This is a genomic window from Variovorax sp. GW823-FHT02B07 (assembly GCF_058797695.1).
In genome coordinates, this window is record NZ_JBXAJX010000001.1 from 525,017 (window position 1) to 545,795 (window position 20,779).

A 20,779-nucleotide genomic window follows, 5' to 3' on the forward strand; every position below is an offset into this window, starting at 1 on the left:
CCGCCGCGAGACCACAGCCTGACCATGCACCCGACCGGAACCCTGCGCGGCATCGCCGCGATGCTGTTGGCCTGCGCTTTCTTCGCCTGCATGGACGCGCTGCTCAAGACCCTGGCCGGGCACTACCCGCCGGTGCAGGTGATGGCGCTGCGCGGTCTCACGGCGCTGCCCCTGGTGTGCCTGTACATCGCTTGGCGGCGCGAGGCAGCCGGTGTTTTCAACCGTCGGCTGCGCTGGCGCCTGCACCTGCTGCGCACCGCGCTGAACATGACGATGCTGGTGCTCTTCGTCCACGGCCTGAAGACCCTGGGCCTGGCCGAGGCCTACACGCTCACGTTCATCGCGCCGCTGCTGATGGTGCTCATCGCCGTGCCGATGCTGGGCGAATCGGTGCAGCCGCGGCACTGGATCGCCATCGGGCTGGGCTTCGTCGGCGTGGTGGTGGCGCTGCGGCCCGAGCAGGGGGCCTTCCTTTCGACGGGCGCGCTGGCGATCCTGGTGGCCGCCGTCTGCTATGCGCTGTCGAACATGCTGGGCCGGCTCATCAGCCGCACCGAGCCGAGCGCCGCACTGGTCTTCTGGACCACGGCGGGCATGGCTGTCGGCGGCAGCCTGCTCGCGGCGCCGCAATGGGTGCCGCTGCAGGCCGGGCACGCGTGGGCGCTGGCGGGTCTGGCCCTCAGCGGCTTCCTGGGTCAGCTGGCCATCGCCGAGGCCTTCCGTCACGGCCAGGCCGCGGCCATCGCGCCCTTCGAATACAGCGCGCTCGCATGGGCGCTCGTGATGGACTGGGTGTTCTGGCAGGCCGCGCCCGATGCATGGACGCTGGGCGGCGGGGCGCTGATCGTTGCGAGCGGACTGTGGCTGGCGCGAAGCGAGGCGCCAAGGTCCGTACAGAAAAAGCAGAAGGCCGCCTGAGCCGCTAGAGTCGGCCAGAAGCAGCCACGCGCACAAGACTTCCAATGCCCCGAACCACTTCCGAGATCGCTCACGACATCGCCAACTTCGAACCGCCGGAGGATGGCAGCTGGCGCCACCTGGACTCGCTTCTGGATGAACTCTGGCGGGCAGGCAATCCGGAGCAAGCCATGCTCGAAATGCTGAGCGTCTTCGAGCGCTACCCCGAGGAAGACGGCTACGGGGTCATGTGGACCATCGTTCACGGATTGGAGAGCTTGCCGAACTACCAGCCTGAGCTTCTTCGCTCCCTCGCGCGACAGCCCAGCGAACTCGGCATCACGATGATCGGGCGCATCCTGAACGCCGGCACGACGGAGATCGGCGGCGTCTCATTGCTGCAGACGCTGCACGATCTGGCGAACACGGCGGCCTCTTCGTACATCAGGGAAGAAGCGCTCCGTGTGGCGTCGCGATCGCGCTGAACGTCCGCCGTGAGGAAAGCGCTCATTCGCATCGTGCTCCGCGGCCCCCTGGCTGCCCGGCATGGCGATCCAAGCCCATGACCACAGACCCTCTTCCAATCACCCGGCCCGCCATCCTCTGCGTCGCATGCGCCGCCGCGGCGGGGTTCTTCTGGTGGGCGTTCCATGAGCGGTATTACAGGCACAGGGACTGCATCGAAGCATCCGCCTCCAGCTGCATCGCGCCCGACGGAGCGAATCTGATCGGCGGGGGCGCCGTCTGGTCCGTGGTCGCAGGCCTCTTCACGTGCCTCTCCATCTACTACTTTGGGGTCGTGCTTCGCCGTCGTCGGGCGAATGGCCGCTGATGAGCCGCTGAAGCGAAAGTTCAGGCCCCGCCGTCTTGCCGGGCCAAGACAGGCGCCTCATGCCGCGAGGCCGGCTCCGGCTGGCCGTCGAGCGTGGCCCGCGCTCTGGCAAAGCAATCCACATCGGCCGGCAAGGCCACGCCGCTTTGGGCGGAGCGGGTCCAGATGTGGCTCGTGAGTTCGACCGCGTTGGGGTCGTCGTAGCACCCGCGCGAGATGGCGCGCACATCGGGCCAACGTTCGAAGGTCAGGCCCATCGTCGTGCCGCACGAGGGGCAGAAATGAACGAAGACCTGCTTGTGGCTGCCGTCCGATCGGTGCGCGTACTGCCGCAGTTCGCCGTCGTTGAACTGCACGGCGTCCATCGGAAAAAGCGACTCCGCATAGAAGGACGTGCCGGTCATGCGCTGGCAGAACGTGCAATGGCACGCGAACGTGCGCAGCGGCGGCTGGGTCGTGCTGAATCGGACCTTGCCGCAGAGGCAACCCCCTTCAAGTACAGCTGGCATACGGCACCCGGAAAAAGAGGGGATTCTGCCCCCTCGATCGACGGCGCTCGATGCAGCTGCGCGAACCGCGCTCAGGCCAGCCCCAGCTCCTTGGCCTCGGCTTCGTAGTGGGGGTACGACGCCTTCATCGTCGCGCCGTTGAGGATCATCTCGGCCACGAGCGTGCGCGACGGCATCTCGTAGACCTGGGTGCGCACCCACACGGACTCGGTGCGCGCGCTCTCGCTCAGCGCGATGATCTCGCGCTCCAGTTCGTAGTCCTGGTCGACGAAGAGCGGGCCCTTGATGAGGCGAATCTCCTGCCCGGCGAACAGGCCCACGGCCGGCTTGCGGCCGCCCAATTGCGCCTCGGCGCTGGTGGAGCCGAGCAGCACGCTGATCATCTCGGTCGGGATGATGGCCCGCCCCCACGGCGAGCGCTGGCCGCCTTCGGCCGTGTACCAGTCGCAGGGCTCGGTGATGACCTTGAGCTTGTCGGCGAGCGTGAAGGGGTAGTGGTCGCCCATGTGCTGGTCGAAGCCCATGCGGATTTTCTCGACGACCGCGCCGCGCTGGCCCACGCGCAGGTCGCGGTTGATGACCAGGCCCTGGGGCGGGCGCAGCTTGGCGATGCGCTGCGGCAGCTCGTGCGGGTGCTGGCCGGCATCGCCCACCGACGCGGTGCCGGTCAGCACCGGCGTGCCGTCGGCCTTCTCGGCGCGCAGGCGCACGAAGGTGGCGCCCGGCGCGGGCAGGTCGACAAAGGCGCGCACCGACTCGCCCTCGACCACCATGTTCTGGTAGTGGGCGCTGATGCAGCCGGTTTCGAACCAGGCCTGTCCGAACACATGGAACAGCAGGGGATCGAACTGGCTGAAGTGCGTCGGCCCTTCGATCGGCCCGGCGCGCAGGCCCAGCGTTTCGGCCGTCGCGTCGTCGTGGATCGACTTGTGGTCGTCGTAGGTCTGGTCGGCCAGCATCTGGCGCGGCTGGCGCAGCGGGCCGCACAGGCCCAGGGCGGTGGTGGTGAAAGGCGAGGTCATGGGGGAGGGCTCCGTGTAGCCGGCGGCGGGCGCCAGTCGAGTTCGCGATGATGGCAAAGTCTCCGCGCCGCGCCTGTCGCCTAGGGAACGCCTGATGCGGCCGGCCACACGGTCACTGGCGGTTGGCGCCCGGCAGATGCGTCGGTCGTCCTTGCATGACGGTCCGGGTGGTTGCCTGCCTCATTGCGCCTCGACGCCCAGCTCGCGCATCCGCCTGGTGATCACGTTGAACTCCTCCTTGTACGACGCCGCGAACTGCTCGGGCGTGCTGTTCATCACCTCGAAGCCCCGGCCCACGAACAGCTGGCTGACGTCGGGCGAGCCGACGATGGCGCGCACTTCACGGGCCAGCTTGTCGACGATGGGCTGTGGCGTCTTCGCCGGTGCCAGCAGCCCGATCCAGACGTTGGTGTCGTAGAGCGGGTCCTTGAAGCCCAGTTCGTTCATGGTCGGAACCTGCGGGAGCGTGGTGGAGCGCTGTCGTCCCAGCACGGCCAGCGGCACGACCTTGCCCGTTGGCACATGCTGCATCGCGCTGGGCACCGACGACAGGCCGACGTCGATGGTGCCCGACAGCAGGTCGGTCACCACGGGACCCTCACCGCGCTGCGGCACATGCACCATGCCTGCATTCAGGCCGCGGTTGAGGCTCTCGCCGGCCAGATGGCCCAGTCCGCCGACGCCCCAGGACCCGTAACTCAGCTTCGCGCCGCCCTTGGCCACCTTGGCCTTCAGGTCTTCGATGCTCTTGATGCCGGTGCCGGGGTGCGTGGAAATCAGCGCCGGGCTGCGCACCACCTGCGTGACGCCGACGAAGTCCTTCTGCGGGTCGTAGGCCAGGGTCTTGAACAGCGCCGTGTTGTTGATCTGCGAATCGGTGATGGTCATCAGCAGCGTGTAGCCGTCGGGCTTGGCGCGGCCGACTTCACCGGCGCCGATGGCGCCTGCCGCACCCGCCTTGTTGTCCACCACCACCGGCTGCCCCATCGATTTCGACAGGCGATCGCCCAGGGTGCGTGCCACGAAGTCGGTCGCGCCGCCGGCGGCGTAGGGCACGACGAGGCGGATCGGCCGCGAGGGGTAGCTCTCCTGCGCGGCGATGGGCAGCGCCAGCGTGATCGCTGCGCATGCGGCAGTCATTTTCTTGAACATGGTTGTCTCCAGTGGTGGGGTTGGGTGGTCTGCTTGTTGTTGGGGAACGTCAGAGATCGAGGACGAGCACGGCGCTGCGCGCGCGAGACACGCAGGGCAGGATGCAGGTGTGGCTGTCGCGTTCCTCGTCGCTGAGCACGAAGTCGCGGTGATCCGCCTCGCCCTCGAGCAGCGGCACCTCGCAGCTGCGGCACATGCCTTCGCGGCACGAGAAGGGAATGCTGATGTGGGCGCTTTCCAGTGCATCGAGCAGGCTCTGCCGCGGTGCGACCTCGATCCTCTGGCCACTGCGATGCAGCACCACGGTGAAGGTGCCGGCCGGCGCTGCGGGCGTGGCGGGTTCCGGCGGTGCGAAGCGTTCGAAATGGGTGGCCGCCTTGTCGATGCCGACAACGCCTGCGGCCGCGTCGACCGCGTTCATCAACCCTTCGGGGCCGCAGCAGTAGACGTGGGCGCCCGGGGCCGCACCGGCCAGCCAGCCCGCCAGGTCGGGTGGCGTGCCCGCCGCTTCCTGGTCCACGTGCAGCTGCACGCGGTCATGGTGGCGCGCCAATGTCCACGCATAGGCGGCACGGGCCCGCGTGCGCACGCAGTACAGCAGCTTCCAGGGCCTGGCGTGGGCCTCGCACCAGAGGATCATGCTCAGGATGGGCGTGATGCCGATGCCCCCGGCCACGAACACGTGCTCGGTGGCGGCCGGGTCGATGCCGAACAGGGCGCGCGGCGCGCCCACCTCGAGCACATCGCCCACGGCAAGACGCTGGTGAACGAAGGCCGAGCCGCCGCGCGAGGCTGGCGCCAGGCCCACACCGAGCACGTAGCGGTGGCGCTCCAGCGGCGAGTTGGCCAGCGAGTACTGGCGGCGGATGTCGCCGGGCAGCAGCAGGTCCACATGGGCGCCCGAGGTGAAGGGCGGCAGCGCGGTGCCGTCCTGCGCACGCAATTCCAAGCCGAGCACATCCTGCGCCTCTTGCGTGAGGCGGGTGACGAGGAGCTTCATGGCTCAGGCCTTGACGGGTTCGGGCGCTGCTGTGGCGGCAGGGCGGGCCGCGGCTTCCTCGAGCGCTTCTTCTTCCAGCCGGCGCGAGACCATCCAGCGGAACTGGTTCAGCGCGGCGTCGATGCCGAAGGCCATCATCTTGAAGTCGGGCGCCAGCGCCAGGCTCCTTTGCTGCGCGGTGATGATGTCGCGGTCTTCATCGAAGGCATCCACCACGGCCTGGTGGATCGAGTGCGTGACTTCGGGTTGGTCGATGGCGAAGTTGTGGGGATGCGCGAAGAAGTAGTGGGTGGAGTTTTCCGTCTCGGGCGTGATGGCCTGGCAGCCGCGAAATTCGATCGCACCTTCGCGGTTGCCTTCGGCAGCGCCCTGGCCGGTGGGCGCCATGCCGGAGTCCATCAGCAGGACGGCCGGGATGGTGAAGTTGTAGATGTTCCATCGATCGACCCTGCTGCCCCAGTCCTTGACCGCCTGGGCGAAAGGCGGCGGCTCGGTGTCGAGGGCCCACCGGGTGATGCGCACGCCGTTGTCGATGCGTTCGACCTTGGGCTGGGCGGCGGCGTAGTCCGCACTGCCTCCCAGCGTGGTCGGGTGCACGAAGGGCAGGTGGGAAAAGTCCAGCAGGTTGTCGCAGATCAGCAGGTAGTTGACGTCGTAGTGGATGTAGCCGTCCAGGCTGCGCCAGTGCGGGTCGTCCAGCCAGGGCGTGTCGGGGATCAGCGCAGGGTCGGCCTTGTCGGGAGCGCCCATCCAGATCCAGACCCAGCGGTGGCGTTGCACCACCGGGAAGGTGCGCACCCTGGCCTGGATGGGAATGCGCTTCTGGGCGGGCGCCTCGATGCACTGGCCCGAGGCGTCGAACTTCAGGCTGTGGTACATGCAGCGCACGCAGTCGCCTTCTCGCCGCCCCACCGACAGGGGCGCGCCGCGGTGGCAGCAGCGGTCTTCCATGGCGACGATCTCGCCGTCGTCCTTGCGGTACATGAGAACGGGCACGCCGATGATGGTGCGGGCGAACAGGCCCTGCGGCGTGAGCTCGTTGTCCCAGGCAGCCACGTACCAGGTGTTTTTGATGAACATGGGGCGTCTCCTTTGTTGTTCGCCGCGTCCGAGTCACGGCATGGGCAGAGCGTAGGACGAGGGTTCCCATGTATCAATGTCATTTCAGTCATTCCTAGAATGCGCGACATGCATGCTGAAAACCTCGACCTGAATTTGCTGGCGGTCTTCGACGCGATGTTTCGTGAGGCCAGTGTCACGAAGGCCTCGCAGGGCCTCGGACTGACGCAGAGTGCGATGAGCCATGCGCTCAACCGGCTGCGTGCTTTCTTCGACGACCCCTTGTTCGTCAAGGTCGGCAGCCGCATGGAGCCCACGCGCAAGGCCGAGGGCATGCGCGCTGCGGTGGTGGAGGTGATGACCACCGTGCGCCAGCAGATCCTGGCGGGCGCCCGGTTCGAGCCCGCACTGGCGCGACGCACCTTCACCCTGTGCATGACCGACATGGGCGAACTGGTGTTCCTGCCGCCGCTGCTCGAGCGCTTCAAGAAGGAGGCGCCCGGGTGTTCGCTGCGCACGCTGCAGGTGCCGCTCGAGCAGGTCGAAGGGCTGCTTGCGTCAGGCGAGGCCGACCTGGCGGTGGGGTCCATCCGTGCGGCGCCCGAGGGGCTGTTTCATCAGCGCCTGTTCCTGCACTCCTTCGTGACCATCGCCAGCGCGCGGAACAAGGACATCGGCGCCACCCTCACGCGCGAGCGCTTCGAGGCGATGCGGCACATCGTGGTCTCGCTCACCGGCCACTCGGCGGAGAGCTACGACAAGGTGCTGGAAGACCAGGGCATCCGCCGCACCGTGGCCGTGATGACGCCCCACTTCCTGATGGTTCCGCTCCTGATGGACCGGCACGCCGATCTGCTCGCGACGGTGCCGCGCGAACTGGCGGAGGTCTTCGCCCGCATGGGCACGGTGCGCATGTTCGAGCCGCCGGTGCCCGTGCCCCAGTTTCAACTCAACCAGCACTGGCATCCGCGCTTTCACCACGACCCTGCCGTGGTCTGGCTGCGCGATGTGATGAAACATACCTTCGAGCACTACCCGCGCATCACCACGCAGGCCGGTCCTCCGGCCAGGAAAGGGGCGCGAGCCAAGTCGCGTTGACGTGCCGGCCGGCATCGACTTTTCCTCTGCTGCGAGCCTCATCCCCCACCCGTTTCTGCGTGCCCGCTTGTTCGAGCGGCCGCGCACTGTTACAAAGGGCGTCTCCATGCGCTCGCCCACCATTCTTTTCGTTTCGCTGCTCTGGCTTGTCGTGGCCGCCCCGGCCGCGCAGGCGGAGGTGGTGCGTTGCACCGATGCCGACGGGCGCATCGTTTACACCGACGGCGCCTGCCCGCCGGGTACCAGGCAGTCGCGGCAGCTGCGCATCGACGAGCCGCCGCCTGCGCCGCCGCGTGCCTCCAGCGAGGAAGACACGCCGCGTCGTTCGGACTACGCGGCACCGTCCGCCCCCCCGCCGCAGCCCGCGCCTTCGGGGCCGGCCATCATTCCGCGTTACCCGGTGGGCGAGGCGCCTGCGGCCGACCCGGGGCCGACCTACATCTGGGGCGGCGATCCGTACTACGGCCCGCCGCGACCGGGGTATCACCCCCGGCCGCCGCGTCCGCCGCGCGATCCGGGGCCGCCGCCTGGCCAGCGGCCGTGCAATCTCGCGGGCATCAAGCGCAGCAACTGCTGAGCGCGTTCGTCCCTCTTCCTCTGCTTCCTGCTTCTTCATGACCGTTGCCGCGCCCGAGCGCCTTTCCCCGTGGGTCGTCCACTGCGACGGCAGCGCCATGCCGAACCCCGGGCGCATGGGCGTCGGCGTCGTCATCACCCAGCCCGACGGCACCCGCCACACCTTCTCGCAGGCCACGCACACCACGGGCTGCAACAACGAGGCCGAGCTGCGGGCGCTGACGCTCGCGCTGCGCGAGCTGCAGGCGCGCGGCGCTACGAGCGTGCAGGCCTTCAGCGACAACAGCACGCTGGTCGAACAGCTGAGCGGCGCTGCCGACGTGCGGCCGATCGTGCGCATGGCGCCGTTGTTCGAGGAGGCACGCATGCTGCTGCAGGGCTTTGACGAGGCGCGCGTGCAATGGATTCCGCGCCACCGCAACGCCGAGGCCGATGCGCTCGCGCGGGCCGCGCTGGGCTTCGGGCCGAAACCGCCGCCCAAGGCCTGGAAGAAGCGGCGCTAGCGGCGCCCGCAAAGGGGCATGCGGCAGGTTCTATCATTCGGGTCGATTCAGACACCCGTTTTCCCATGACCGAAGAAGCCACCTCCAAGCCCACGCTGCCCGACCATCTCTCGACCGATCCGCGCAGCCCGCACCACATCCCCGCCGTGTTCGAGCACCCGATCGGCATCCGCTTCAACGGCAAGGACCGCCTGGACGTCGAGGAATACTGCATCAGCGAAGGCTGGATCAAGGTGCCCGCCGGCCGCACGCTGGACCGCAAGGGCTATCCGCTGCTGATCAAGCTCAAGGGCGCTGTCGAGGTGTACTACCGCGACTGACGGCCCGGGGCACAAGCCCCCACCGTTCCTGTTTTTCTTTCAGCGCCACTGCAGCAGCAGCGACCACGGCTGCCGGCTCATGTGGCGATCGACGCATGCGCTGCCGCCCGCCGTGCAGCCTTCAGGCAGGTAGCTCGGGTCCAGCAGCCGCGTGCCGGGCGCAAAGGCCAGGCGCCGCAAGGTGACCGACTGCAGCACGTTGCCACCCACGGCATCGAAGCCCGCCCCGTCCACACCCACCACCACATCGCAGTGCATCGGCAACGGTGCGCCGCCCGTCGGGCGCCCAGTGAGCCACTCGCCGATCTTGCCGAAGCCGTCGAGCGCGGCACCGCGCGGGCCGCGTGCATGGCAGACGAGATCGCCCGGGCGCGGCGGCGTGCGCATCAGGTCGCAGGCGCGCAAGGCTTGCGGGGTCGCGCGGCCCGCCGCTTCATCGATGCCGGCCTGCCACGCGGCGCCCGCGTAGTCGACGTGGGCCTCGGAGAAGACGAACTCGTCGGCACCGAGCCCGGCCTCGCGCGCGACCCAGCTGATGAACGCGGCGGACCAGGGCGTGTCGATCACCGCGACGCGCTGCAGGGCCACTTCGAGGGCGCGCTGGTCCGACGCGTCCAGCCCCTGGCCGGGGCCGACACCCAGGCCTTGCAGGCGCGCGGCGCTCGCCTGGTTCAGCGCGTCGGTCAATCGCGTGCGGTCGGCCGCGTGCGGGGCGCCGAAGCGAACTAGCGAGGGCAACCGCTCGCTCGACGGATCGACCGCGCGCCAGTAGCGCAGCACGCGTTGCCATGCGGGCTGCGCGTCGATCGGATAGCGCGTGTCTTCTGCTTCCGAATAGCCAGACTCGGTGAGTCGGCCTTCGGCGTCCATGGTCTGGCTGCCGAAGGCAACGTGCTCTTGTCGGGCCAGCGCGGCCATTGCGAGGGCGCGTGGCGGCGGCGGAATGTAGGAGGCCGTGGCAAGGCAGCCGGAAGCGGCCGATGCGAAGGTCGGCGCCGCCGCGAACGCCAGGGCTGCGCACAGCGTGCGCGCGGCGTGGTGCAGCGGTTGTGTGAGCGCGGAGGAGGGTGCGATGACGGGCGGTGGCGACATGTGAGGCGAGCATAGCGGGGCACTGCCCGTGGCAAGCAGAATGCGGGGCGCTCCCTGAAGCGCCGGGCCGTCCGGTGCAGGCGCTCCACCGTGAAGCTCAAGACCATCCTGCTGCGAATCCTCGGTGTCATCGCCGGCCTCGTTGTCGTGGGCTATGCCGCGTTCCAGTGGAGCCCGTGGCCTTCGGTGCTGATGATTCGTTACGCCTTCGGCAAGGGCTCGGACGCTGCATCGCAGTCGCTGCAGAAGCACGTGCCGCCCGGTATCGCGGCGGTGCTCGACCAGCACTACGACGAGGCCGATCCGGATGCCTACCTCGACGTGTTCCGCCCGGCCTCGGCGGGCACTCGGCCCTTGCCCACCATCGTGTGGGTGCACGGCGGCGCCTGGGTCTCGGGCCACCGGCTCGACGTGGCGAACTACGCGCGCGTGTTGGCGGGGCAGGGCTTCACCGTGGTGGCCGTCGGTTATTCGATCGCGCCGGGCGAGGGCTATCCGGTGCCGGTGCGGCAGGTGAACACGGCGCTGGGTTATCTGGTGCGCGAGGCGGCACGGCTGGGCGTGGACCCCGCGCGGCTCGTGCTGGCCGGCGACTCGGCGGGCGCGCACATCGTCGCGCAGGTTGCGAACGCCGTGGCCGTGCCGGGCTACGCGAAAGCCGTCGGTCTCACGCCCGTCATCGCGCGCGAGCAGCTGCGCGGCATGCTGCTGCACTGCGGGGCCTACGACGCGGCGCAGGCCAAACTCGACGGTGCCTTCGGCGGCTTCCTGCGGACCGTGTTCTGGTCGTACAGCGGCAGCAAGGATTTCCAGAACGCGCCGGCCTTCGAGACTGCGTCGGTGCGCCGTTATGTGACCGGGGCCTTTCCGCCGTCGTTCATCACCGCGGGCAACGGCGATCCGCTCGAAGGGCAGTCGCGGTCGATGGCGCAGACGTTGACCGCGAAGGGCGTGCAGGTCGACAGCCTGTTCTTCCCCGCCGATCAAACGCCGGCGCTGCCGCACGAGTACCAGTTCAACCTCGACGATGCGCCGGGACGGCTGGCGCTGGAGCGCTCGCTGCAGTTCTTGCGGCGCGTCACGGCGCCGTAGCTAGGTCAGCCCTGGGGCTTGCTCGGCAGGTCGCCTTCGCGCAGCTTGCGGCCGACCCACATCAGGCCGGTTTCATAGTCGGCGCTGCCGACCTGCACGCCGCCCACGGTGCGCAGCGCACCGGTGCCGTCGTCGGTGGCCGGGCCTTCGCCCGTGAGGTCGCCGGGGACCAGCAGGCGGCCGTCCTTCAGGAAGTCGGCGATGCGCAGCTGGCGCATGCCGCGGCCCCAATGCCAGTGCTGCTTGAGGTCGAAGGATTTCGGCGATGGCGCGGGTTTGGATTTCTTCACGGGATGTCGGGGAGAGGCTTGCGAAGGGTCGCGTCGGCGCGATCAAACGTACAAGTGAACGCACCATGAAAAAAGCCTGCTACCTTGTGGGTAGCAGGCTTTCCAGCGTTGCCGCGATGTTGGTTGGTGGGCCCTGAGTGACTCGAACACTCGACCTACGGATTAAGAGTCCGCTGCTCTACCAACTGAGCTAAGAGCCCTTGCTTTGAAAACCGTTAGTGTTTTCTGGCAAGACCACGAGTATATACCAATCTTTTTGGGACTTCAAAAATTTTCTGCACATTTGTACGAGAGCGTTAGGATGCGCGACCGTCGGGGCCCCGCCCCACCCCCTATCCGAGGAGTTTTCGATGAGCGATGCAAGCAACACGCCCCATGTACTGATCACCGGCGCCGCGGGCGCGCTGGGCCGGGCCGTGGCCCAGCACTTTCTTGACCAGGGCGCGCGGCTCGCGCTGGTCGATCACCACGCCGGTCGCCTGGCCGAAGTCTTCCCGGGCCTGGACAACTCGCAGCACCTGCTGCTGGCTGGCGACGTGACCTCGGCGCCCGACATGGCCGCGCTCACCGGCCAGGTGCTGCAGGCCTTCGGCCGCGTCGACGCGCTGGTGCACATCGCCGGCGGCTTCGAGATGGGCGAGGCGACGCACGCACTCACGCGTGCGAGCTGGGACCGGATGATGAACCTCAACGCCTGGTCGTTCGTCGCCGTGACGCAGGCCGTGCTGCCCTCGATGATCGAGCGCCGCGCGGGCCGCATCGTCGCGGTGACGGCCAAGGTGGCGGCGCGCGGCCTGCCGGCGATGGCGGCGTACATCGCGTCGAAGAGCGCGCTGCAGCGCCTCGTGGAGTCGATGGCGGCCGAGGCCGCGCCGCACGGCGTGAACATCAACAGCGTGGCGCCCAGCGTGCTCGACACGCCGGCCAACCGCCAGGCGATGCCCGACGCGAACCCGGCCGAGTGGGTGTCGACCTCGGTTGCGGCGCAGACCATCGGCTTCCTGGCATCGCCGGGCGCCGCAGCATTGCACGGCCAGCACCTGACGCTCGACGCCTGACATTTCCCGGCCGCAGCGCACAGCTGCAAATGAAAAAGGCCTTGGCGATTGCCAAGGCCTTTTTGCTGGGTCGGTTGGTGGAGAGGAGGAGGATCGAACTCCCGACCTCCGCATTGCGAACGCGGCGCTCTCCCAGCTGAGCTACCCCCCCAACACAGCCCACATTTTATCCAGCCGCGCATTTCCATGCACGCGGCCGTGCCAAGATGCGCCCCGGAAAAACAAGGAGCAAGCACCGCATGGAAGCGCACGACCCCGCCTGGCTGGAAGGCATGTACAACAACCTGGCGCGGGTGAAGGAACACCCCGCGTACTTCGCGCGCTGGGGGCGCGATTCCGCCGCGGCGCGCGACACGCTGCCGTGCCGCATCGATGTGCCCTACGGCACCGGCCCGAACGAGACGCTCGACGTCTTTCCGGCGCCCGTGCCCGATGCGCCGGTGCTGGTCTTCATCCACGGCGGCTACTGGCGCGCGATGGACAAGAAGGACCACTCGTTCATCAGCCCCGCCTTCCACGACCGCGGCATCTGCGTGGTGCAGCCCAACTACGCGCTGTGCCCGGGCCCGGTCGACCAGCCGGTGACGGTGCCGGGCATCCTGCTGCAGATGGTGCGGGCGCTCGAATGGACGTGGCGCCATGTGGCAGCGCATGGCGGCGACCCTTCGCGCATCACCGTCGCGGGACATTCAGCCGGCGGCCACATGGCGGCGGCGCTGTTGGCCTGCGACTGGAAGGCCGTAGCGCCCGATCTGCCCGCGCAGCTGGTGCGCAATGCACTGTCGGTCTCGGGCCTGTTCGACCTGCGTCCGCTGCAGCGCACGCCCTTCCTCGAGCACACGCTGAAGCTCACCGATGCCGACGCGCGGCGTGCGAGCCCGGCGCTGTGGCCCGCGCCGGCGCGCGGCCAGCTCCATGCGGCGGTGGGGGGCAACGAGAGTGCGGAGTTCATCCGCCACAACGCGATGATCCGCGAGGCTTGGGGCCGCCACACCGTGCCGGTGTGCGAGGTGCTGCCGGGGCTTGACCACTTCGGCGTGGTCGATGCGCTGGCCGATCCGGCCCACGCGCTGCACCGCTACGCAGTGCAGCTGCTCGAGGCCTGAAAGAAAAGAGACGGGCGGAGGGCCGCCCGTCGCGCTCACATCAGCAGGTGTTCGCCGGCGTTGTCGCCGCCCAGCGTGACGTAGTTGACCTTGCGGATGTCCATCAGCGTGCAGCCGCCCGCGTAGCTGATCGAGCTCTGCACGTCCTGCTCCATCTCGACCAGCGTGTCGGCCAGCTTGCCCTTGATGGGCTCGAGGATGCGCTTGCCTTCGACGTGCTTGTACTCGCCCTTGTTGAAGTCGCTGGCCGAGCCGTAGTACTCCTTGAAGAGCGTGCCGTCGACGTCGACCGTCTTGCCCGGCGATTCTTCGTGGCCCGCGAACAGCGAGCCGATCATGACCATCGATGCGCCGAAGCGGATGCTCTTGGCGATGTCGCCGTGGTCGCGGATGCCGCCGTCGGCAATGATCGGCTTGGTGGCCACGCGCGCGCACCACTTGAGCGCCGACAGCTGCCAGCCGCCCGTGCCGAAACCGGTCTTGAGCTTGGTGATGCAGACCTTGCCCGGGCCGATGCCGACCTTGGTGGCGTCGGCGCCCCAGTTCTCCAGGTCGATCACCGCTTCGGGCGTGCCGACGTTGCCGGCGATCACGAACGACTTGGGCAGCTTGGCCTTGAGGTAGCCGATCATGTTCTTCACGCTGTCGGCATGGCCGTGCGCGATGTCGATGGTGATGTATTCGGGCACGAGGCCTTGGGCCACCATCTGGTCGACGGTGTCGTAGTCGGGCTTCTTCACGCCCAGCGAGATCGAGGCGAACACGCCCTTGCCCTGCATGTCTTTCACGAACTGGATGTTGTCCAGGTCGAAGCGGTGCATCACGTAGAAGTAGCCGTTCTGCGCGAGCCACAGGCAGATCGACTCGTCGACCACCGTTTTCATGTTGGCAGGCACCACCGGCAGGCGGAAGGTGCGTTCGCCCAGCGTGACGCTGGCGTCGCATTCCGAGCGGCTTTCCACGCGGCATTTGCGCGGCAGCAGAAGGATGTTGTCGTAATCGAAGATTTGCATGACCAGGCTCCTGAAAGGAATCGTTGAGTGGAACGAATGAGCGCTTGGTCCGGCCGGTTCTCGTGGTCGCGTCATGAAAATGACGGCCAAAAAAAACCGGACGCAAGAAACTTGGGCCCGGTGATTGATTTTACGGCCATGGCGATGATGCGCAAGTCGTCGAGGCGTATTGACCCTATGGGTTGCTGCGTATACCCGACGACCATGGTGCGGCTCTTCCTCAGAACCGGTAGCCGATGCCTACGCCGAACAGCCACGGGTCGACCTTCACGGTCGACAGCTGCACGCCATTCATGTTCACTGCGCTGCGGATGCGCAGCTTCTTCACGTCGAGGTTGAGGTAGGTGTTCTTCGCCACCTCGATGTCGACGCCGGCGCCCAGCGCGAGGCCGAAGCTTTCGTTCTGCAGCTGCAGGCGCCCGACCGTCGGCACCTGCAGGCTGACGCTGCTCAGGCGCGTGTAGTTCAGGCCCGCGCCGATGTAGGGCCGGATCTTCGCGGTCGGCATGAAGTGGTACTGCAGCATCAGCGAGGGCGGCAGGTGCTTGAAGGTGCCGATGTCCACCGGGCCGCCCAGCGCGCTCTGTTGCACGGTGACCGTCTGTTTCTGCGGCACCGTCAGCACCAGCTCGGCGGCGATGTTCGGCGTGAAGAAGTAGGTGACGTCGAGCTCGGGAATGGTCTTGCTGTTGACCGTGATGGCATCGGCCGGAATCGACAGGTCGGCCACCGGGGCCGAGTGGTTCGCCGGCTTCAGGTACACGGCGCGGGCGCGCACCAGCCAGTTGCCTTGTGCTTCCTGCGCGGCGGCCGGCAGGACGGCCATGGCGCCGAGCAGGGCGGCGAGGCAGGCGGGGGCGAGTTTCTTGGGCATGGGTTCTCCAGTGACGGCCGGCGCGCAGGGCCGGCAACTGGAAGGCAGTCTCCCGCCGGGCATGGCCGCCTCGCTTGATCTGTCGCAAGCGCGGCGGGCCCGCGCACGCCGGCGGGCCCGGCCTTGATCCAGGTCATGCCTGCAGGGGCAAGCGCGCTCGGCGAGGCCCTGGGCGGGGCAGCTTTCTACAATGGCACCCATGCTCCCTCACGACCTGTTTTCCGGCGCGTCCGCAGCCGATACGGGCGGCCCTGCCTCGCCGTTGCTGAACAACCTCAACGCCGAGCAGCTTGCTGCCGTCACGCTGCCCGCGGGCAATGCCCTCATCCTCGCCGGTGCCGGCTCCGGCAAGACGCGGGTGCTCACCACCCGCATCGCCTGGCTGCTGCAGACGGGGCAGGTGTCCGCCGGCGGCATCCTGGCCGTCACCTTCACCAACAAGGCCGCCAAGGAAATGATGACGCGGCTGACCGCGATGCTGCCGGTGAACGTGCGCGGCATGTGGATCGGCACCTTCCACGGCCTGTGCAACCGCCTGCTGCGCGCGCACTGGAAGCTGGCGAACCTGCCCTCGACCTTCCAGATCCTCGACACGCAAGACCAGCTCTCGGCCATCAAGCGCCTGATGAAGCAGTTCAACGTCGACGACGAGCGCTTTCCGGCCAAGCAGACGCAGTGGTTCATCGCCGGCGCCAAGGAAGACGGCCTGCGCCCCGGCGACATCGAGGCCCGCAGCGACGACGACCGCAAGAAGGTCGAGCTCTACCAGCTGTACGAAGAGCAGTGCCAGCGCGAAGGCGTGGTCGACTTCGGCGAGCTGATGCTGCGCAGCTACGAGCTGCTGCGCGACAACGAGCCCGTGCGCGAGCACTACCAGCGGCGCTTCCGCCACATCCTGGTCGACGAGTTCCAGGACACCAACCGCCTGCAGTACGCATGGCTGAAGATGCTCGCGGGCCACACGGCGATCGGCGGCCACTTCACGCCGGGCGAGCACAACAGCGTGATCGCCGTGGGCGACGACGACCAGAGCATCTACGCCTTCCGCGGCGCGCGCGTGGGCAACATGACCGACTTCGTGCGCGAGTTCGACGTGCGCCGCCAGATCGTCCTGGAGCAGAACTACCGCAGCTACAGCAACATCCTCGATTCGGCCAACGAGCTCATCAGCCACAACAAGAAGCGCCTGGGCAAGAACCTGCGCACCGATCAGGGGCCGGGCGAGCCTGTGCGCGTGTACGAATCGCCCACCGACCTCGCCGAAGCGCAGTGGATGGTCGAGGAAATGCGCCAGCTGGCGCGCGACGGCTTCGACCGCAAGGAAATGGCCGTGCTCTACCGCAGCAACGCGCAGAGCCGGGTGATCGAAACGGCGCTGTTCAATGCCTCGGTGCCGTACCGCGTGTACGGCGGCCTGCGCTTCTTCGAACGCGCCGAAATCAAGCATGCGCTGGCCTACCTGCGCCTGCTCGAGAACAAGGACGACGACACCAGCTTCCTGCGTGTCGTCAACTTCCCGCCGCGCGGCATCGGCGCGCGCACGCTCGAAAGCCTGCAGGACGCGGCGCGCGCCGCCGGGCGTTCGCTGCACGACGCGGTGAGCGCGGTCGGCGGCAAGGCCGGCTCGAACCTCACGGCCTTCGTCGCCAAGATCGACGTGCTGCGCGAGCAGACGCAAGGTGTGAGCCTGCGCGAGATCATCGAGCTGGTGCTCGACCACAGCGGCCTCGTCGAACACTACAAGGCCGATCGCGAAGGTGCCGACCGCCTGGAGAACTTGGACGAACTCGTGAACGCGGCTGAAAGCTTCGTCACGCAGGAAGGCTTCGGCCGCGACGCCGTGGCGCTGCCGGTCGACGAACTGCGCCAGTCGCCCGCCAGCCAGGGGCTCGACCCCAGCCGGCCGGTGCTCGACGAGCCGCTGGCACCCGATGCCGAAACCGGCGAAACGCTGAGCCCGCTCGCGGCCTTCCTGACGCACGCAGCGCTCGAGTCGGGCGACAACCAGGCGCAGGCCGGCCAGGACGCGGTGCAGCTCATGACCGTGCACGCCGCCAAGGGCCTGGAGTTCGACTGCGTGTTCATCACCGGCATGGAAGAGGGCCTGTTCCCGCACGAGAACTCGATGAGCGATTTCGAGAGCCTCGAGGAAGAACGCCGCCTGATGTACGTGGCCATCACGCGCGCCCGCAAGCGCCTGTACCTGAGCCACTCGCAGACGCGCATGCTGCACGGCCAGACCCGCTACAACGTCAAGAGCCGCTTCTTCGACGAGCTGCCGGAAAGCGCACTCAAGTGGCTCACGCCGAAGAACCAGGGCTTTGCGCCCTCGGCCTTCGGCTATGGCGGCGGCTACGGCAGCACGCGCGGCGGTGCCGGTGGCTACGGTGGTGGGGGTGGCGGCAATCGCTACAGCGGGGGCGGCAGCAGCGCCGGCAAGGACACCTTCGCCAGCCCGCCCGTGCCGCCGCAGAAGACCGCGCCGTCGCACGGCCTGCGCTCAGGCATGCAGGTGTTCCACAACAAGTTCGGCGAGGGCACGGTGACCGCGCTCGAAGGCACCGGCGACGATGCGCGGGCACAGGTGAAGTTCGCGCGCCACGGCGTGAAGTGGCTGGCGCTGTCGGTGGCGAAGCTCACGCCGGTCTGAGTCCGGCGGTCCCGCTTGCCCGAAAGGGCAGCGGGCGATGCCCGCTCAGTTCGCGTCGAAGCTGTCGCGGAACGTGAACCAGGTCGAGGCCAGCGACATCGCCGCCAGCACCAGCGCGGTGCCGATCATCAGGATGTTGCCGATCGCCAGGGCCGCGCCGTCGGAGCCCATGGCGCCGACGCCGATCAGCACGGTGGCGAGCAGGCCGATGGCGATGCCCGCGAGCATGAACACGCCGAACCACGCCAGGCCGAACAGCGCGTAGGCGCCGAAGTTGCGGAACAGCGCGACGATGCTGAAGAAGACGCTCTTCACCGGCTCCACGCGGTGCCAGTGCACCAGCGCCGGCGCATGCCACATGGCCAGCGACAGCGGCAGGTTCAGGCACATCAGCAGCGTGCGCGCCGTGAGGAACTCGCTGCTCTTCATGACTTCGGGCGTCACCGCTTCGTCGAACAGGTAGGCGCGCATGAGCTGGCCGCCGTCGACCAGCGCCGTCAGCGTGACGGCCAGCACGAAGTACACGGCCGAGATCACGCCCAGCACCACCAGCGAGCGCCATTCGGTGCGCATGGCGTCGAACACCGCGATGAACATGGCCGAGCCCGTGGGGCGGCCCAGGTCGCCCGCATTGCCCAGGCCGTCGGCGTTGTCGGTTGCGGCCACCGAGGTCGCGACCATCAGGCCGAGGGTCATGAAGGGCAGCAGGATCGGTGCGAGCACGCTGCCGAGCAGCGGCAGCATCGACACCGTCGAGATCATCGCCATCAGCAGGAAGAACAGCGAGATGAAGGCCAGCGGCTGGCGCCAGAAGGTCTTGAGTCCGAGGCGGACCCAGTCGAAGCCGGTGCGCGCCGGCACGAGGTGGAGTTTCATGTGGGGGTCAGAAGGTGTGAATGAATCCGGCGTGGCCGAGCAGGCCGCCCAGACGCGCCCAATCAAGGCGCAAAGCGCAGCCATAGCTTGGGCTATGGCGAGCATTTGCAACGCAGAGTGGGTGTGTCTGGGCGGGATGAGCGGGCATGGCGGGTTCGGTCACACCTTCTTTAGGCTGCCAGCGCCGGTTCGAGGACGTGGGCGATGGCGTGCGGGTGGGTGGCGCGCTCGCGCAGCACGCGCTCGAAGTGCGTCGGGTCGTGGGGCTTGAGCATGCTGGCCTCGCGTGGCAGGTGGAAGTCCCACAGGCGCGAGATCCAGAAGCGCAGCGCGGCGGCGCGAAGCATCGCGGGCAGCAGGGCGCGCTCGGAGGCGTTCAGCCTGCGCACGCTCTCATACGCGGCGAGCAAGGCGTCGGCGCGGGCGGCGTCGTGCCGGCCGCTGGCCAGGTCGATGGCCCAGTCGTTCAGGCACACGGCCAAGTCGAACAGCCAGGTGTCGGTGCCGGCGAAGTAGAAGTCGAACACGCCCGTGAGGCGCGGCGGCGCATCAGGCCCGCCGTCGGTCGCGAACATCACGTTGTCGCGGAACATGTCGGCATGCACCGGGCCGCGCGGCAGCGCCGCGTAGGCCGACGATTCGGCGACATGGTTCTGGTAGGCCAGCTCGGCGCGCAGCAGCGCCGACTGGGCCTCGTCCATGTGGGGCAGCACCACCGGGGCGGTCTCGTTCCACCAAGGCAGGCCGCGCAGGTTGGGCTGGATGCGCGGGTAGTCGCGCCCGGCCAGGTGCATGCGGGCCAGCATGGCGCCCAGTTCGGCGCAGTGGGCGGCCGTGGGGGCCAGCTCGCTGCGGCCCGAGAGCTTCTGCACCAGCGCCGCGGGCTTGCCGGCCACGCGGTGCAGCAGCTCGCAGGGCGCCTGCGCGGGGATCGACAGCGCATGGCCGGTCGGCGGCGCCACGGCCGGGTCGGCCACGGGCGCGGGCACAGGCAGGCCGGCACCGGCCAGGTGCTTCATGAGGCAAAGGTAGTACGGCAGCTGCTCGGCGCTCAGGCGCTCGAACAGCGTCAGCACGAATTCGCCCGACTCGGTGGTGGCGAAGTAGTTGGTGTTCTCGATGCCGCCCTCGATGCCGCGCAGCTCGCGCAGGGTGCCCATGCCAAGGCGCTGGACGAGCGCGTCTGCCTCGCCGAACTGGACTTCGGTAAAAACTGCCATGGCGATGCTCAGCGCCGGACGGCGGCTGCGGGAGAAAAGAGGGAGGGCGGGAAGGAGAACGACAGCGTCACGGTCAGAACTTCAGCACGTTCCAGACACGCGGGCCGTTGCCGCCGCTGTTCGCGTCGCCGGTCGTGCCGGGGCGGGCGCTGCCGCCGTCGTTGGGCAGCACTTCGTAACCGGGCATGTTCGACTTGGGCTTGACGTTGATGCTCTGCGTGCGGCCGCCGTAGCGCACCTCGTCGACCGAGGCGCCGCTGTCTTCCGTGTGGATGTGCTCGACCTTCTGGTTGCGCCGGCCGTCGGCCTGCTCCTGATTTTGTAGCGGTTCCGCCGGGGCCGGCTTGGCGGCGGGCGCGGCCGGCGCCTGCGCGAGGGCGGCAACGGGGGTGGCGAAAGCCAGCGCCAGCAGGATGCGGCGGGCGACCAGGAGTGGGGAGCTAGGCATGCACGGATTGTAGGCGTGCACCCGCTGGCGGCGTGTCGGCCGCCAGCCGACCCTGGTGTCGTTCCGGACGCCGGTCCGGGCACGGCAAAATG

The 20,779-nt window shown here is 68.3% G+C and carries 22 protein-coding genes and 2 tRNA genes; 10 read left to right on the plus strand and 14 right to left on the minus strand.

Annotated features, from left to right (window positions below; translation table 11 throughout):
* The first annotated feature begins 24 nt into the window (after nucleotides 1-24).
* Nucleotides 25-918: a DMT family transporter gene (locus tag AC1RGU_RS02545; RefSeq protein WP_492694517.1), complete on the plus strand. Its 894-nt coding sequence runs from the start codon at nucleotides 25-27 to the stop codon at nucleotides 916-918.
* 44 nt (nucleotides 919-962) lie between these two features.
* Nucleotides 963-1,382: a hypothetical protein gene (locus AC1RGU_RS02550; RefSeq protein WP_492694519.1), complete on the plus strand. Its 420-nt coding sequence runs from the start codon at nucleotides 963-965 to the stop codon at nucleotides 1,380-1,382.
* 367 nt (nucleotides 1,383-1,749) lie between these two features.
* Here the strand turns inward: AC1RGU_RS02550 and AC1RGU_RS02555 are convergent, their stop codons facing one another.
* The 5 genes from AC1RGU_RS02555 to AC1RGU_RS02575 all read right to left on the minus strand — a co-directional run bounded on the left by AC1RGU_RS02555 (nucleotide 1,750) and on the right by AC1RGU_RS02575 (nucleotide 6,492).
* Entirely contained in the window at nucleotides 1,750-2,238 is a 489-nt protein-coding gene (locus AC1RGU_RS02555; protein ID WP_447742163.1) for a GFA family protein, read from the minus strand.
* A 71-nt stretch (nucleotides 2,239-2,309) separates the two neighbouring features.
* Complete coding sequence (locus tag AC1RGU_RS02560; RefSeq protein ID WP_492694521.1) at nucleotides 2,310-3,260, minus strand: hypothetical protein; 951 nt, start codon at nucleotides 3,258-3,260, stop codon at nucleotides 2,310-2,312.
* Between the two features lie 180 nt (nucleotides 3,261-3,440).
* Nucleotides 3,441-4,412 (minus strand): Bug family tripartite tricarboxylate transporter substrate binding protein, encoded by a 972-nt coding sequence (locus AC1RGU_RS02565; protein ID WP_492694522.1) that lies wholly within the window; start codon nucleotides 4,410-4,412, stop codon nucleotides 3,441-3,443.
* Between the two features lie 49 nt (nucleotides 4,413-4,461).
* Nucleotides 4,462-5,412, minus strand: a complete 951-nt coding sequence (locus AC1RGU_RS02570; RefSeq protein ID WP_492694523.1) for a PDR/VanB family oxidoreductase — start codon at nucleotides 5,410-5,412, stop codon at nucleotides 4,462-4,464.
* A gap of 3 nt (nucleotides 5,413-5,415) precedes the next feature.
* The gene (locus tag AC1RGU_RS02575) at nucleotides 5,416-6,492 is read right to left on the minus strand and encodes an aromatic ring-hydroxylating dioxygenase subunit alpha (RefSeq protein WP_492694525.1); all 1,077 of its coding nucleotides are present in this window, start codon (nucleotides 6,490-6,492) and stop codon (nucleotides 5,416-5,418) included.
* Nucleotides 6,493-6,600: 108 nt separating this feature from the next.
* On the opposite strand from AC1RGU_RS02575, the gene AC1RGU_RS02580 reads away from it, so the two are divergent.
* The 4 genes from AC1RGU_RS02580 (at nucleotide 6,601) to AC1RGU_RS02595 (ending at nucleotide 8,968) form a co-directional block, all read left to right on the plus strand.
* Nucleotides 6,601-7,569, plus strand: a complete 969-nt coding sequence (locus AC1RGU_RS02580; protein WP_492694527.1) for a LysR family transcriptional regulator — start codon at nucleotides 6,601-6,603, stop codon at nucleotides 7,567-7,569.
* A 106-nt stretch (nucleotides 7,570-7,675) separates the two neighbouring features.
* Nucleotides 7,676-8,146 carry a DUF4124 domain-containing protein gene (locus tag AC1RGU_RS02585; protein ID WP_492694529.1) on the plus strand — a complete coding sequence of 157 codons (471 nt, stop codon included), beginning with the start codon at nucleotides 7,676-7,678 and terminating at the stop codon, nucleotides 8,144-8,146.
* Nucleotides 8,147-8,183: 37 nt separating this feature from the next.
* Nucleotides 8,184-8,648, plus strand: a complete 465-nt coding sequence (locus tag AC1RGU_RS02590; RefSeq protein ID WP_492694531.1) for a ribonuclease HI family protein — start codon at nucleotides 8,184-8,186, stop codon at nucleotides 8,646-8,648.
* A 65-nt stretch (nucleotides 8,649-8,713) separates the two neighbouring features.
* On the plus strand, nucleotides 8,714-8,968 hold the full coding sequence (locus AC1RGU_RS02595; RefSeq protein WP_062468964.1) for a DUF3297 family protein: 255 nt from the start codon (nucleotides 8,714-8,716) through the stop codon (nucleotides 8,966-8,968).
* 39 nt (nucleotides 8,969-9,007) lie between these two features.
* Here the strand turns inward: AC1RGU_RS02595 and AC1RGU_RS02600 are convergent, their stop codons facing one another.
* The gene (locus AC1RGU_RS02600; protein ID WP_492694533.1) at nucleotides 9,008-10,060 is read right to left on the minus strand and encodes a DUF2272 domain-containing protein; all 1,053 of its coding nucleotides are present in this window, start codon (nucleotides 10,058-10,060) and stop codon (nucleotides 9,008-9,010) included.
* A 90-nt stretch (nucleotides 10,061-10,150) separates the two neighbouring features.
* On the opposite strand from AC1RGU_RS02600, the gene AC1RGU_RS02605 reads away from it, so the two are divergent.
* On the plus strand, nucleotides 10,151-11,152 hold the full coding sequence (locus tag AC1RGU_RS02605; protein WP_492694535.1) for an alpha/beta hydrolase: 1,002 nt from the start codon (nucleotides 10,151-10,153) through the stop codon (nucleotides 11,150-11,152).
* 5 nt (nucleotides 11,153-11,157) lie between these two features.
* Here AC1RGU_RS02605 and AC1RGU_RS02610 read toward each other — a convergent pair whose 3' ends face one another.
* Together AC1RGU_RS02610 and AC1RGU_RS02615 are read right to left on the minus strand one after the other, a co-directional pair.
* Nucleotides 11,158-11,442: a hypothetical protein gene (locus tag AC1RGU_RS02610; protein WP_062468955.1), complete on the minus strand. Its 285-nt coding sequence runs from the start codon at nucleotides 11,440-11,442 to the stop codon at nucleotides 11,158-11,160.
* A gap of 124 nt (nucleotides 11,443-11,566) precedes the next feature.
* Nucleotides 11,567-11,642, minus strand: a tRNA-Lys gene (locus AC1RGU_RS02615).
* A 150-nt stretch (nucleotides 11,643-11,792) separates the two neighbouring features.
* Between AC1RGU_RS02615 and AC1RGU_RS02620 the strand changes: the two genes are divergently transcribed.
* Nucleotides 11,793-12,500, plus strand: coding sequence for an SDR family NAD(P)-dependent oxidoreductase (locus AC1RGU_RS02620; protein WP_095946812.1), 708 nt, complete (start codon nucleotides 11,793-11,795; stop codon nucleotides 12,498-12,500).
* 75 nt (nucleotides 12,501-12,575) lie between these two features.
* Here AC1RGU_RS02620 and AC1RGU_RS02625 read toward each other — a convergent pair.
* Nucleotides 12,576-12,651: transfer RNA gene (locus AC1RGU_RS02625), tRNA-Ala, on the minus strand.
* Between the two features lie 88 nt (nucleotides 12,652-12,739).
* Between AC1RGU_RS02625 and AC1RGU_RS02630 the strand changes: the two genes are divergently transcribed.
* Nucleotides 12,740-13,606, plus strand: coding sequence for an alpha/beta hydrolase (locus AC1RGU_RS02630; RefSeq protein WP_492694537.1), 867 nt, complete (start codon nucleotides 12,740-12,742; stop codon nucleotides 13,604-13,606).
* Nucleotides 13,607-13,641: 35 nt separating this feature from the next.
* Here the strand turns inward: AC1RGU_RS02630 and AC1RGU_RS02635 are convergent, their stop codons facing one another.
* Both AC1RGU_RS02635 and AC1RGU_RS02640 read right to left on the minus strand, forming a co-directional pair.
* On the minus strand, nucleotides 13,642-14,619 hold the full coding sequence (locus AC1RGU_RS02635; protein WP_492694539.1) for a GMP reductase: 978 nt from the start codon (nucleotides 14,617-14,619) through the stop codon (nucleotides 13,642-13,644).
* Between the two features lie 220 nt (nucleotides 14,620-14,839).
* Nucleotides 14,840-15,493: an OmpW/AlkL family protein gene (locus AC1RGU_RS02640; protein WP_492694541.1), complete on the minus strand. Its 654-nt coding sequence runs from the start codon at nucleotides 15,491-15,493 to the stop codon at nucleotides 14,840-14,842.
* A 199-nt stretch (nucleotides 15,494-15,692) separates the two neighbouring features.
* On the opposite strand from AC1RGU_RS02640, the gene AC1RGU_RS02645 reads away from it, so the two are divergent.
* Complete coding sequence (locus AC1RGU_RS02645; RefSeq protein ID WP_492694543.1) at nucleotides 15,693-18,143, plus strand: UvrD-helicase domain-containing protein; 2,451 nt, start codon at nucleotides 15,693-15,695, stop codon at nucleotides 18,141-18,143.
* A gap of 45 nt (nucleotides 18,144-18,188) precedes the next feature.
* On the opposite strand, the gene AC1RGU_RS02650 is transcribed toward AC1RGU_RS02645, so the two are convergent.
* From AC1RGU_RS02650 to AC1RGU_RS02660, 3 genes are all read right to left on the minus strand, one after another.
* A complete protein-coding gene (locus AC1RGU_RS02650) occupies nucleotides 18,189-19,019 on the minus strand; it encodes a BPSS1780 family membrane protein (protein ID WP_062468943.1) in 831 nt (276 codons plus the stop codon).
* 170 nt (nucleotides 19,020-19,189) lie between these two features.
* The gene (locus tag AC1RGU_RS02655) at nucleotides 19,190-20,239 is read right to left on the minus strand and encodes a homoserine kinase (protein WP_492694545.1); all 1,050 of its coding nucleotides are present in this window, start codon (nucleotides 20,237-20,239) and stop codon (nucleotides 19,190-19,192) included.
* A 73-nt stretch (nucleotides 20,240-20,312) separates the two neighbouring features.
* A complete protein-coding gene (locus tag AC1RGU_RS02660) occupies nucleotides 20,313-20,687 on the minus strand; it encodes a hypothetical protein (protein WP_062468938.1) in 375 nt (124 codons plus the stop codon).
* Nucleotides 20,688-20,779 lie beyond the last annotated feature (92 nt).

Coding starts and splice junctions, on each gene's coding strand:
- AC1RGU_RS02545 (WP_492694517.1), top strand. CDS start 25: ATGCACCCGACCGGAACCCTGCGCGGCATCGCCGCGATGCTGTTGGCC.
- AC1RGU_RS02550 (WP_492694519.1), top strand. CDS start 963: ATGCCCCGAACCACTTCCGAGATCGCTCACGACATCGCCAACTTCGAA.
- AC1RGU_RS02555 (WP_447742163.1), bottom strand. CDS start 2,238: ATGCCAGCTGTACTTGAAGGGGGTTGCCTCTGCGGCAAGGTCCGATTC.
- AC1RGU_RS02560 (WP_492694521.1), bottom strand. CDS start 3,260: ATGACCTCGCCTTTCACCACCACCGCCCTGGGCCTGTGCGGCCCGCTG.
- AC1RGU_RS02565 (WP_492694522.1), bottom strand. CDS start 4,412: ATGTTCAAGAAAATGACTGCCGCATGCGCAGCGATCACGCTGGCGCTG.
- AC1RGU_RS02570 (WP_492694523.1), bottom strand. CDS start 5,412: ATGAAGCTCCTCGTCACCCGCCTCACGCAAGAGGCGCAGGATGTGCTC.
- AC1RGU_RS02575 (WP_492694525.1), bottom strand. CDS start 6,492: ATGTTCATCAAAAACACCTGGTACGTGGCTGCCTGGGACAACGAGCTC.
- AC1RGU_RS02580 (WP_492694527.1), top strand. CDS start 6,601: ATGCATGCTGAAAACCTCGACCTGAATTTGCTGGCGGTCTTCGACGCG.
- AC1RGU_RS02585 (WP_492694529.1), top strand. CDS start 7,676: ATGCGCTCGCCCACCATTCTTTTCGTTTCGCTGCTCTGGCTTGTCGTG.
- AC1RGU_RS02590 (WP_492694531.1), top strand. CDS start 8,184: ATGACCGTTGCCGCGCCCGAGCGCCTTTCCCCGTGGGTCGTCCACTGC.
- AC1RGU_RS02595 (WP_062468964.1), top strand. CDS start 8,714: ATGACCGAAGAAGCCACCTCCAAGCCCACGCTGCCCGACCATCTCTCG.
- AC1RGU_RS02600 (WP_492694533.1), bottom strand. CDS start 10,060: ATGTCGCCACCGCCCGTCATCGCACCCTCCTCCGCGCTCACACAACCG.
- AC1RGU_RS02620 (WP_095946812.1), top strand. CDS start 11,793: ATGAGCGATGCAAGCAACACGCCCCATGTACTGATCACCGGCGCCGCG.
- AC1RGU_RS02630 (WP_492694537.1), top strand. CDS start 12,740: ATGGAAGCGCACGACCCCGCCTGGCTGGAAGGCATGTACAACAACCTG.
- AC1RGU_RS02635 (WP_492694539.1), bottom strand. CDS start 14,619: ATGCAAATCTTCGATTACGACAACATCCTTCTGCTGCCGCGCAAATGC.
- AC1RGU_RS02640 (WP_492694541.1), bottom strand. CDS start 15,493: ATGCCCAAGAAACTCGCCCCCGCCTGCCTCGCCGCCCTGCTCGGCGCC.
- AC1RGU_RS02645 (WP_492694543.1), top strand. CDS start 15,693: ATGCTCCCTCACGACCTGTTTTCCGGCGCGTCCGCAGCCGATACGGGC.
- AC1RGU_RS02650 (WP_062468943.1), bottom strand. CDS start 19,019: ATGAAACTCCACCTCGTGCCGGCGCGCACCGGCTTCGACTGGGTCCGC.
- AC1RGU_RS02655 (WP_492694545.1), bottom strand. CDS start 20,239: ATGGCAGTTTTTACCGAAGTCCAGTTCGGCGAGGCAGACGCGCTCGTC.
- AC1RGU_RS02660 (WP_062468938.1), bottom strand. CDS start 20,687: ATGCCTAGCTCCCCACTCCTGGTCGCCCGCCGCATCCTGCTGGCGCTG.